The organism is Polyangiaceae bacterium (assembly GCA_015075635.1).
In the GTDB taxonomy this organism is placed as follows: domain Bacteria; phylum Myxococcota_A; class Polyangia; order Polyangiales; family Polyangiaceae; genus JADJKB01.
The window spans coordinates 1,251,536-1,262,498 of the sequence record JABTUA010000002.1 but is presented as its reverse complement, the minus strand read 5'-3'; the positions used below and the strand labels follow the sequence as shown (position 1 = coordinate 1,262,498).

The following is a 10,963-nucleotide window of genomic DNA, read 5'->3' as shown; positions in this document are numbered from 1 at the left end:
CGAGCACGGGCTTGGAGGGGGCAGGCGGCGCGCAGCGGCGCGCAGCGCCGCGAGCAACGACCGGGGGAGGCAGGAAGAGTGGACCGGCAGCTCACGCAGACGACGCGACCGGACGGGCTGCTCGTGGGGAGGACCTACGACGCGGCGGGCAAGCTCGACCTGCTGGCGACGCCCGCCGGCAACGTCGACTACGACTACTTCGGCCTGACGCCCTGCCCCGGCTGCGCGCCCGGGCGCCTGCAACGCATCACCGACCCGAGCGGCGTCGTCCTGGATCATTCCTACGACGGCCTGCTCATGAAGAGCCTCACCTGGTCGGGCCCGGTCGCCGGCAGCGTGAGCTTCGGCCACGACGCGAGCTTCCGGGTCACCAGCGAAACGGTCACGGTGGGCGCGACGAGCTCGCCGGTGGCCTTCGGCTACGACAACGACGACATCCTGATCTGCGCGTCGCCGAGCACCTGCTCTCCCGCAGGCACGGATGCGCTGAAGATCACGCTGAGTGCGGGCAATGGGCTGGTCACGGGGAGCACGCACGGAGTCGTCACCGACACGCTGACCTACAACGCCTTCGGGGAGCTCGCGAGCTACACCGGCAAGGTGGGGGCGAGCACGGTGTTCAGCGAGGTGGTGGACACAGCGACCAACCCCCGAGACGCGCTCGGACGCATCCTGCAGCGCGTCGAGACCAACGGCGGGGCGGCGGTCACGTGGCGCTACACCTATGACCTGCGCGGGCGCCTGGTGGACGTGCAGAAGGACGGCGCGCTCTTCGAGCACTACGACTACGACCCGAATGGGAACCGCACGCTGCTGACCACGCCGACTGGAACCACGGCGGGGGTGTACGACGCGCAGGACCGACTGCTGAGCTACGGCAGCACGACCTACACGTACACGGCGAACGGGGAGCTGCGCACCAAGACTGATGCGAGTGGCACGACGACGTACACGTATGACGTGCGCGGGAACCTCGTGCAGGTGGACCTGCCGAGCGGCGACGTGATCCAGTACCTGGTCGACGGCCAGGACCGCCGGGTGGGCAAGAAGAAGAACGGCGTGCTCGAGCGAGCGTGGCTCTACCGGAACCAGCTCAACCCAGTGGCGGAGCTCGATGGGAGCGGCGCGCTCGTCGCGAGGTTTGTCTACGGCTCGAAGAGCAACGTGCCGGAGTACGTGGTGCGCGGGGGCGTGACGTATCGCGTGTTGTCGGATCACCTCGGATCGCCGCGGGCGGTGGTCGAGGTGGCAAGCGGGACCGCAGCCTGGCGCGCGGACTTCGATGCTTGGGGAAACCGTACGCTGCTCGTCGGGACGGCGGATTTCCTGCCGTTTGGCTTCGCGGGAGGGATGCTGGACCCGGAGACGGGGCTCACTCGGTTTGGTGCGAGGGATTACGACCCCGTGGTCGGGAGGTGGGTGAGCAAGGATCCGATCGGGTTCGAGTCTGCGACGGTGAACTTCTACGCATACGCGATGAACGACCCCGTAAACGATCAAGACCGAACCGGCCTGGGACGAAGCGAGTGCATTGGTGGATGCAATCTCGAGGCGCTGGGGTGCTATCTCAGTACTGGTAACTTCTACTACTGCGTCGCGAAATACGCTGTCTGTGTGAAGATTTGCCACGACACCGAGCCCCCGGACGATCCGCCCAACATCTGCGGTCCGGGACCCACGAGCGGATCCGAGGGCGCGAGTGGTACCGGGCCATCAGGAGGCGGTGGAGGAACAACCGGAGGGCCGTGATGCGCTACGCGGTTCGACTCCCGGCCGAGTTCCAACCAGAGGCTCCGGTGGTGGTGGACCTCTCGAACCATCGGCCGTCGCAACTTGCGTTCCGTCTTTCCGATTCGTCCGCTGCTCTTGTCGCGGAGTGCATCTTCCCACCGCACGCCGTCCTGGGGAGTGTTTCGGCGGCCGGGCACGACCTCATCGTGAGTAGCGAGCGAGCCGTGCCGGGTGGGTGGGAAGTCGATGGGGGCTTCGGTCGGATGTTGCTCGCTGTGTCCGCCACAGCTCCGGGAGAGCCTCTGCCGCTCTCTCGCTGGCACCTACGCCACATCGAGGAGACAACCATGGCGGGAGTCGCGTACCGGGCGAGACCCTTGCCCGAGGTGGTGGCCGATTGCGAGTTCTCTGTGGTTGGCGGGTCGGTTCAGGTCTTGCATCGGGTTCAGAACGACGGGAAGAGTCGGGTCTGCGTCACGCTCGCCACAAGCTTAGCCGTGGGCAGCACGGCCGCTGGAATTGGGAGCAACGATCTCCGGCTGGAGTGGCAGGTCGATGATGGCGCGATGACGGTTGAGCTTGCTCGCACGCCTGGGATTGCAGTGCGCGCCGACCCAGCGGAGCCGGCGTCGTGCTTCGGCTTTCGTTACCCCGCGGAAGGCTGCGTGGAACTCGCTCCGGGAATGATCGCCGAGGTCCGCTACGAACTCCGCGCCAGGCGAAGATGATGGGGCCCCGGTCTGCCTGCTCGGAACAGCCGATGACCGCAGGACGCTGCAACTCTGAGCGCTTCACCGCCGACGCTCGCGTGAAGGTGTGCCAGCCTCATGGTCGCTCCTCAGTCTCGGGTCGACACGCCCCCTCCGCCCGCGCGCAGCGCCGGCCGTGGAGCTTCCGACATCTCCGGTCTTGGATCGCCGCTCGCCGCAGCTTCCTCTCCACGACGCCGGCGCGAGCACGGGCTTGGAGGGGGCAGGCGGCGCGCAGCGGCGCGAAGCGCCGCGAGCAACGACCGGGGGAGGCAGGAGGACAGTACTTGGTCGACGGCCAAGACCGCCGCGTCGGCAAGAAGAAGAACGGTGTGCTCGAGCGGGCCTGGCTCTTCCGGAACCAGCTCAACCCAGTCGCGGAGCTCGATGGGAGCGGCGCGCTCGTCGCGAGATTCGTCTACGGCGCGAAGAGCAACGTGCCGGAGTACGTGGTGCGCGGTGGCGTGACGTACCGGGTGCTGAGCGACCACCTCGGTTCGCCGAGGGCGGTTGTCGATGTCGCGACGGGGGCCGTAGCTTGGCGTGCGGACTTCGACGCTTGGGGCAATCGCACGCTGATCGCGGGAATGGCGGATTTCCTGCCGTTTGGCTTCGCGGGAGGGATGCTCGATTCGGAGACGGGGCTGACGCGATTTGGGGCTCGCGACTATGACCCGGCGGTGGGGAGGTGGATGGCAAAAGACCCGATTCGTTTCGACGCCGGTGATTCCGACTTGTACGCGTACGCCTTTGCCGACCCGGCAAATCGCGCTGATCCATCGGGTGCCGGTTATGTGGGATTCATGCAGTGCCTCGCTAGCGGAGCGTCTTTTGGAACGTGCTTCCTCCGCGAGTACTTCGCTGCCCTGAGCTGCCTGACGTTTGGCAACTGCGGGTGGCCTTCGCCCAGCGGGCCGAGTGCCGGCGACCCGCCGGGCGGCGGGGGCGGTGGTGCTCCGCCAGGCTGGTGCGAGGGACCACCGGCAAATGACAACAACCAGTGTCCAAACATTGGCAGCTACTACAAGATGTTTCCTGGTGGATATTGGAAGATGTGCCAATACGCATGCCCAAAACAGGTGGCCGAGATCGTTTTTTTCGACGCAAAGACCCCATGCCCTCAGTCAATCAAGAATCCGTGGTGACGCCGTGTTCCTTCTGCAATCGGCGACATGACGCATACGAGTTGATCTGGGCGCCGACCGGCACCACGATCTGCTCATTCTGCGTGGCCACATTCTGGCACAGCGCAAAGCGACATGGCGCACCAAGAGGACTGCCGATCTCCGAAGCCCGCGTGCCTGCCAGCGAAGCTCACGTCTGGCGCATTGGCGGAGTGTTACCTCGCACACACACGTTTCATCTCCGTGGCGCGGCAAGGATCTGCGCGTACGGTCTACCCGGCGCCAGCCGCGTAGTACTGCTCATCGACGGGCCGTGGGCGCCCGACCGGTGCCGCAATGAACGAACTTGACCCGAGTTCGCGTGCCGCGTGCCAGTTCTGCGGCGCGACCCGCGACGGAACAGGACTGCTATTTGCCACCGACCATGGTGGCGTCATCTGCCAGGACTGTGTGGAGATTTCGAAGCGGCTGCTCGACATCCATGGGCTGTTCCCGCCAACATGCTTCGTCGAGGTCGAAGTCGAGGACGAGACCGATGTCCCGCAAGGAGCCGGGCGGGGCGATCCCGATGAGCAGTGAAACGGGCGACAGCACAACGTCTTGTTCGGCGTCGGGTCCCCGGACACGCATCCAGTCTCAGAAGGACGCGCCCCCTCCGGCCGCGCGCAGCGCCGGCCGTGGAGCTTCCGACCTCAGCGGTCTTGCACCGACGCTTGCCGTTGCTTCCTCTCCACGACACCGGCGCGAGCACGGGCTGTCGAGTAGGCCCTGGCACAGCTTGCGCTGCGCCAGGGCCCCTCACCAGATCCGTGACCCATCAGCGACACCGGGATGATTTCCGCGGACGTGGCCGCCAGGCTCGGCTTCGACGCGGAGGTCATCAGTGGCAAATGGACGGAAGATCGAGGACGAGGCGGAGGCGCGGCGGTGCCTGCTCGCGGCGAAGCGGAAGGGCCTGAGCGCCGGGGAGTGGGCGCGGGCGCACGACATCGACGGGCGGTCTCTGAACGCGTGGCGGGTGAATCTCGAACGGCGGGGAGCGAGCGCTCAGCCGCGACGGCGAAAGTCGAAGGCGGCAGCGACGGCGCACGCGTTGGTCGAGCTTGTTCCCGCTTCGCCGAGCATCGCCGTGGCCGGGAGGGGCCGGTACGTTCTCGAGGTTGCCAGGGCTCGGGTGGAGTTCGGTGACGACGTTTCGGTCGAGACGCTGCACCGGGTACTCGAGGCTTTGCGCTCGTGCTGAGCCTACCTCCGACGGTGCGCGTGTTCGTGGCGGTGGCCCCACTCGACATGCGCGGCTCCTTCGACGCCCTCGCCGGCGCTGTGCGCGGCCTGGGGCTCGATCCAGTCGATGGCCACCTGTATCTCTTCCTCAACAAGCGCAGGCGGATCGCGAAGGCTCTGTGGTTCGACGGGTCGGGCTGGTGTGTTCTCGCCAAGCGCCTCGAGGCTGGGAGCTTTCAGCTTCCGCTGCTGGACGGCGACAAGCCGCAGGTGGTGATCGACGGCTCGGCGTTCGCCTCGCTGCTGGCTGGGATCGACTTCACAGCGGCGCGGCGCGGCTGGTACCGGCGGCCTCGATTCGAAAAAGCACGCAAGGGGATCGACACGGATCTCCAAGTATGATCTCTACTCGTCTGTGGACGGGCTGGAAGCGCTGCGCAAGGAGAACGCCGAGCTCCGTGCGCAAGTCGCGCAGCTCCTCACCGAGCTGGCACGGCTCAACGATCGCGTCTCGGAGCTGCTCGCGGTAGCGCAGCGCAAGCAGCGAAAGGCTCCTGCTCCCGGCGCTGCAGCGCCAGCCGCTGCCCCGCCCGTCGTCGAGGGAGAAGCCCAGCGTGCTTTCGAGGAGCGGCCCAAGGCCCCGGACAAGCCTGCCGCCGAGCCTCCGCCGAAGAAGAAGGCGAGGCCAACGGGGCGCAAGCCGATCCCCAGCCACCTCGAAGCCGAAGAGCACGAGCTCCGCCCCGATGCGTGCGGCGAGTGCGGCGGAGCTGCCCTGGACGTCGTCGACGAGCTCGTCGAGGAGAAGCTCCACGTCGTCAAGGAACACCAGCGCCGGCGCGTCGTTCGTCGCTACACGTGTCGCTGTCGCGAGTGTGGCGAGCGCACGACGCTGCGCTCTCTGCCTGCCCCTTACGAGCGCTCCAAGGTCACCTGCGAGTGGCTCGCGTGGCTCGTGTACCAGAAGTTCTGGCTGCTCACGCCGCTCGACCGCATCCGGCGCGACCTCGCCGAGCGCGGAGTCCCGATCGCGATGAGCACGCTGGTGACCTTCATCGAGCGCGCTGCCGACCTGCTGTCGGGCATCGACGGTTTGCACTGGAAGCAGCTGCTCGCCGGCTCCTGGATGGCTACCGACGGCACCGGGTTGAAGGTCATCATCAAGAAGCTTCCCGCTGCGCACAACGGTTACGTGGAGCTCTACCGCAACCACGACGTCGCGGTCTTTCAGTACGAGCCCGACAAGAGCGGCGAGGTCGTCGCCGCGAAGCTCAGACCCTTCCGAGGTACCCTCACCGCCGATGCCGAGCATCGCTTCAACGACGTCTTCGCTTCAGGCCGCGTGCTCGAGGCCGGGTGCAACGCCCACGGCCGTCGCAAGTTCCGTGACGCAGAAGACACCCAGCCGGTGCTCGCTCTCGAAGGCGGCGCCTTCCTGGGCGCGATCTACGGCGAAGAGGGAGAGGCGCAGAAGCTCGGCCTGGTCGGAGAGGCGCTCAGAGAACATCGCCAGCGGTGCATTCGCCCCATCGTCCAGGACTTCGAGCGCTGGCGCGACGCCGTCGAGCCGACGCTCTTGCCCTCCGAGCCGCTGGCGGCGGCGATTCGGTACTACAAGAACCATCGGGACGCGCTCTTCCGTTTCGTCGACGACCCGCTGGTCCCCATCGACAACTCTCCCACCGAGCGCGAGTTTCAGAACGTCGCCAAGCTGCGCCTCAACATGCTCTTCGCCGGCAGCACGGAAGGCGCCCACCGTGCTTGCGTGCTCCTCGGCATCATCGCCACCTGTCGAGCTCTAGGTGTCCCTGCGCAGGCCTATCTCACCTGGGCCTTCGAGCGCCTCGGGACCCACCGCGATGTCTTCGCGCTGCCGCTCGAGGCCCTGACCCCCGCCGCGTTCAAGAAGACCCTCGGCTGAGCCCCACGCACGATTCCACCCGCCGCGCATCCCGGCGTCGCTGATCGGTCACTGCGTACGCGAGGAACAACCCGACGAACTTCGCTGACCGCGATGGGCAGTCCCCGTATTTGGTCGGTGGAGGAATCGCTGGAGGAGGCGCCTGTTTCTTGGCCGCGTTTGACCAGGCTTGGGCGTCGTATCCGGATGATGAGAATGACGGCTCCAGCAAGCGGCACTGCTTCGCGAACTGCCTAGCCTCACGTTGCACTGGGATCCGTTCTTGTCTCCGCTCGTCGGCTGGCTCTACGAGGCGCAAGAGAAATTCGCTGGCGATTGGCTCGCGGACATCCGGAGCAACTACCGTGGCGCATTGCTTGCGCCCCAGCTATGGAAGACCTGTCGTGAAGCATGCGACCCAGATGCTTGCCCTCCGCAGTGACGTCGATTAGGAGCAATGGTGGGAGAACGCCCGAACAAGAGGTGGTGGGTTCTGGGCCTTCTGGCACTCACCAGCGCGATGGCTCTCTCGTCGGTCGTGCGGGACGTGGCCCGGCGGGCGACTGCCCCAAAAGCCTGGAAGCTCAGGGATTTTGCGCGGGCGCATGCGCAACCGCGCAAGCTCAGGCGCGTTCAGGTCTCCGGCTTGGAGTACGTGGTTTGGCTTGATCGTGCATCTGCGGGCGGCGTGTTGTTGCGGATCGGGTCAGGCGCACCGGTCTACATATTTGATGCAACCGGAACACTCGTCGCTTGGTCACCGACAACCGGAGATGGGGAATGCGCGGTATTCCTCGGAGCGCCTTTTGACCGCGGGGTGAACGTGACGATCGAGGAGGCGATCAGTCACAGCGACGCCACTTTGAGTCGCCAGAACTCGTCCACGGAGGACCGTTGACCGCCGATGCCGTGGCGGTTCAGGGGTTCTTGACGAAGCGAAGTGAAGTGGCGACGCCAGCGCCAGCAACGCGTGCTCGGGCGCCTGGCACGCCCCCTGCGCCGTGATCGGGCAAAGCCCGGACGCGCTGCCGGGACGCCGCTCACTCCTCCACGTAGTCCAAGCTCTTCCCGAACGTCTCCTCCAGCGCGAGCAGCGAGACGACGGCGATCAGCAGCGTGACCACGCCCACCGCGATGGCGCTGCCGACCACGCCCAGGGGGTCCTTCAGCTGCTTGAAACCGAAGGTGAGCAGGACCACGGCGCCGCGCACGAAGTTCGGAGCGGTCGTGGTCACCGTCGCGCGGATGTTCGTGCCGAAGAGCTCCGAGGCCATGGTCACGAACACCGCCCAGTAGCCGGTGGCGAAGCCGAGCAGGAGGCAGACCCCGTAGAACGTGGTGAGCGAGGTCTTCGCCAGCGTGAAGTAGACGACGAAGGCCAGGGCCGTGAGGCCGATGAAGCCTCCGAGCACGCGCTTGCGGCTCCTGAGGAGCTGGGAGAGCGCGCCGCTGGCCAGATCCCCCGCGGCCAGGCCGATGTAGGTCATCATCACGGCGCGGCCGGGCGCGGGAGCCTCGCTCATGCCCATGGCCTTGCCGAGCTCCGGCGCGAACGTCACCAGCACGCCGACCGCGAACCAGATGGGGACGCCCACCAGGATCACCGCGAGGTACTTCTTCGCCCGCGCGAACGTGGAGAACAGGCTCGAGAAGCTGCCGAGCTTGACGCCGGAGGCCTTCACGCCGGCGAACATGCCGGACTCGTAGAGGCCGACGCGCAGGAGCAGGAGCGCGAGGCCCATGCCGCCGCCGACGAAGTACGCGGTCCGCCAGTCGAAGAAGTCGCCGATCAGCGCGGCGACGACGGCGCCCAGGATGCCGATGGTGGCGACGATGGTCGTGCCGTAACCGCGGGACTCGCGGTGCATGATCTCGCTGACCAGCGTGATGCCCGCGCCGAGCTCGCCGGCCAGACCGACGCCGGCGATCAGGCGCAGCGCCGCGTACTGCGGGACCGTCTGCACGAAGCCGTTGGCGATGTTCGCCACCGAGTACATGAAGATGGAGCCGAACAGCACCGAGACGCGCCCGCGCTTGTCACCCAGGACGCCCCAGAGGATGCCGCCGATGAGCATGCCGCCCATCTGCATGTTGATGAGCAGCACGCCCTGATCGAGGATCTGCTCCTTGGGCACGCCGATGGCGGCGAGGCTCTTGACCCTGACGATGCTGAACAGGATCAGGTCGTAGATGTCCACGAAGTAGCCGAGCGCCGCGACCAGCACGGTCAGGGCCACGGGGGCTTGTTTGGCTTCGGGGCGCATCGTCGCCCGGGACGGTAATCCGAGCCGTCTCGGCCCTGAACGGACGTCTGCAAACCCTGATGGGGGCCATTGACGCGGCCTGACCTTCAGCTAAATGAGTGAGCGCTCACAAATGGCACGCCCTGCCATCATCCAGGACTCGGCGATTCTCGACGCGGCTCGGGAGGTGTTCTTGAGCCGCGGCTTCCGCGCGACCACGGCGGAGGTGGCCGCCCGGGCGGGGGTGTCGGAGGGCTCGATCTTCAAGCGTTTTCGCAGCAAAGCCGAGCTGTTCCAGGCGGCGATGGGCTCGCTGGACGAGCTGCCCGCCTTCGCGGCGGAGCTGCCCGGCAGGGTCGGGAAGGGCGATCCGCGGGAGAACCTGTTCGAGATCGGCCGGGCGCTCGCCGAGCACCTGCGCCGGGTCGTGCCGCTGCACCTGATGGCCTGGTCGAACCCCGGGGCCGACGGCGCGCCCCTGCCGCAGTGCCTGAGCGGCGCGGGTCCGATTGGGACCCTGAAGGCGCTGGCCGGCTACTTCGACGGCGAGATGCGAGCCGGTCGCTTCGCGCGCCACGACGCCGAGGTCGTCGCGCGGACCTTCATCGGCTCGGTGCACAACTACGTGATCTTCGATCTGCTGTTCCAGGCGCAGGACGCGCTCCCGATGCCGGAGGAGATGTACCTGCGCGGGCTGATCGAGCTGTTGTTTCGCGGCGGCGATCCCATGAGCGGGAGCGGGCCGATTCGATTGGGGGGACGTCCATGAACTGGAAGGTCCCGATGCGATTGTCGTTGTCGTCGTTGCTCGTCGCCACCGCCCTGGGCGCCGTGGCCTGCAAGAAGTCACCACCGCCGCCCGGACCGGAGCCGACCGCGGGGGCGGCCAGCACGCCTCCGCTCGCCGTGCGCTTCGCCAAGGTGGAGAGCCGGAAGCTCCCGCCGGTGCTCGAGATCAGCGGCACGCTCGATCCCGACGAGAAGAGCGAGGTCGCCGCGCAGTTCGCCGGCGCCGTGAAGCTGGTGAAGGTGGACGTCGGGACGCGCGTCAAGAAGGGCGACGTCCTGGTCGTGCTCGACGCCAGCGAGGCCGCGCTCCGGCTGGCGGCGGCGAAGTCCGCCGCGGATCAGCAGCGCGCGCGGCTCGGCTTGAACGGACGTGGCTTCGACGCCGAGGCGGTGCCCGACGTGAAGGCGGCGAAGGAGGCGCGGGATCTGGCCGTGACCGAGGCCAAGCGCGCCGAGGAGCTGGCCAAATCCGGCTCCGTCGCCCAGGCGGTGGTCGATCAGGCCAAGAGCAACGCGCAGCGCGCGGAGGCGGCGTACGAGGCGGCTCGGAACGGCGCCAACCAAGGCTTCGCCGCGCTGAAGACCGCCGAGGCGCAGGCGGGCCTGTCCGGCAAGAACTTGAAGGACACCAAGGTCGTGGCGCCGTTCGACGGCGCCGTGCAGGAGCGTCGCGTCAGCGCCGGCGAGTTCGCCGGTGTCGGGCGCGTGGTCGCGGTGGTCGTGAAGGACAACCCGCTGCGCCTGAAGATCGACGTGCCGGAGTCGGAGATCGCCGGGCTGGAGCAGGACGCGAGCGTGGTGCTCAGGGTCTCCGCGTACCCCGGCCGCGACTTCAAGGCCAACGTGAAGCGCATCGGCGCCGCCATCAACTCGTACTCGCGCACGCTGCCCGTGGAGGCCGAGGTGCCGAACGACGAGGGCACGCTACGTCCGGGCTTCTTCGTGCGCGCGCAGCTCGCGCTGAAGGGCGCGCCGGCGGAGGTGCTGCTGGTCCCCGAGTCCGCTGTCGGCTCCACTGGCTCGAACGCCCGCGTGTTCGTGCGCGAGGGCAACCGCGTGATCGAGAAGCTGGTGTCCACCGGGCGCCACGTCGGCGACATGGTGGAGATCCGGGGCCCGCTCCGGGCCGGCGACGAGGTCGCCGCCGAGAGCGTCGCCGACCTCACGGACTCGCGGGAGGTCGCGCCTCGCTGAGGCGCGCGG

10 protein-coding genes are annotated in these 10,963 nt (G+C 67.5%); 9 read left to right on the top strand and 1 reads right to left on the bottom strand.

Translation table 11 applies throughout. The features are described 5' to 3' along the window. The first annotated feature begins 78 nt into the window (after positions 1-78). The 7 genes from HS104_21990 to HS104_21960 all read left to right on the top strand — a co-directional run bounded on the left by HS104_21990 (position 79) and on the right by HS104_21960 (position 6,749). Positions 79-1,749, top strand: a complete 1,671-nt coding sequence (locus tag HS104_21990; GenBank protein MBE7482639.1) for a hypothetical protein — start codon at positions 79-81, stop codon at positions 1,747-1,749. After that, positions 1,749-2,459 (top strand): hypothetical protein, encoded by a 711-nt coding sequence (locus tag HS104_21985; protein MBE7482638.1) that lies wholly within the window; start codon positions 1,749-1,751, stop codon positions 2,457-2,459. Before HS104_21990 ends, HS104_21985 begins: the two co-directional genes overlap by 1 nt. Next, the gene (locus tag HS104_21980; protein MBE7482637.1) at positions 2,456-3,625 is read left to right on the top strand and encodes an RHS domain-containing protein; all 1,170 of its coding nucleotides are present in this window, start codon (positions 2,456-2,458) and stop codon (positions 3,623-3,625) included. The genes HS104_21985 and HS104_21980 overlap by 4 nt, the downstream gene beginning before the upstream one ends. Then, the gene (locus HS104_21975; protein MBE7482636.1) at positions 3,595-3,954 is read left to right on the top strand and encodes a hypothetical protein; all 360 of its coding nucleotides are present in this window, start codon (positions 3,595-3,597) and stop codon (positions 3,952-3,954) included. The genes HS104_21980 and HS104_21975 overlap by 31 nt, the downstream gene beginning before the upstream one ends. Next, on the top strand, positions 3,941-4,183 hold the full coding sequence (locus HS104_21970) for a hypothetical protein (protein ID MBE7482635.1): 243 nt from the start codon (positions 3,941-3,943) through the stop codon (positions 4,181-4,183). Before HS104_21975 ends, HS104_21970 begins: the two co-directional genes overlap by 14 nt. Before the next feature lie 678 nt (positions 4,184-4,861). Beyond that, positions 4,862-5,230: an IS66 family insertion sequence element accessory protein TnpB gene (gene tnpB, locus HS104_21965; protein MBE7482634.1), complete on the top strand. Its 369-nt coding sequence runs from the start codon at positions 4,862-4,864 to the stop codon at positions 5,228-5,230. Between the two features lie 13 nt (positions 5,231-5,243). Then, entirely contained in the window at positions 5,244-6,749 is a 1,506-nt protein-coding gene (locus tag HS104_21960; GenBank protein ID MBE7482633.1) for an IS66 family transposase, read from the top strand. Positions 6,750-7,768: 1,019 nt separating this feature from the next. Here the strand turns inward: HS104_21960 and HS104_21955 are convergent. Beyond that, positions 7,769-8,992 carry an MFS transporter gene (locus HS104_21955; GenBank protein ID MBE7482632.1) on the bottom strand — a complete coding sequence of 408 codons (1,224 nt, stop codon included), beginning with the start codon at positions 8,990-8,992 and terminating at the stop codon, positions 7,769-7,771. 112 nt (positions 8,993-9,104) lie between these two features. On the opposite strand from HS104_21955, the gene HS104_21950 reads away from it, so the two are divergent. Both HS104_21950 and HS104_21945 read left to right on the top strand, forming a co-directional pair. Beyond that, positions 9,105-9,740: a TetR/AcrR family transcriptional regulator gene (locus HS104_21950; protein MBE7482631.1), complete on the top strand. Its 636-nt coding sequence runs from the start codon at positions 9,105-9,107 to the stop codon at positions 9,738-9,740. Between the two features lie 152 nt (positions 9,741-9,892). Next, on the top strand, positions 9,893-10,954 hold the full coding sequence (locus HS104_21945) for an efflux RND transporter periplasmic adaptor subunit (protein MBE7482630.1): 1,062 nt from the start codon (positions 9,893-9,895) through the stop codon (positions 10,952-10,954). The last annotated feature ends 9 nt before the right edge of the window (positions 10,955-10,963 follow it).

Excerpts from the sequence above, each read along its gene's own strand:
- HS104_21970 (MBE7482635.1), top strand. The coding sequence starts at position 3,941 with ATGAACGAACTTGACCCGAGTTCGCGTGCCGCGTGCCAGTTCTGCGGC.
- HS104_21955 (MBE7482632.1), bottom strand. The coding sequence starts at position 8,992 with ATGCGCCCCGAAGCCAAACAAGCCCCCGTGGCCCTGACCGTGCTGGTC.
- HS104_21950 (MBE7482631.1), top strand. The coding sequence starts at position 9,105 with ATGGCACGCCCTGCCATCATCCAGGACTCGGCGATTCTCGACGCGGCT.
- HS104_21975 (MBE7482636.1), top strand. The coding sequence starts at position 3,595 with ATGCCCTCAGTCAATCAAGAATCCGTGGTGACGCCGTGTTCCTTCTGC.
- HS104_21985 (MBE7482638.1), top strand. The coding sequence starts at position 1,749 with ATGCGCTACGCGGTTCGACTCCCGGCCGAGTTCCAACCAGAGGCTCCG.
- HS104_21980 (MBE7482637.1), top strand. The coding sequence starts at position 2,456 with ATGATGGGGCCCCGGTCTGCCTGCTCGGAACAGCCGATGACCGCAGGA.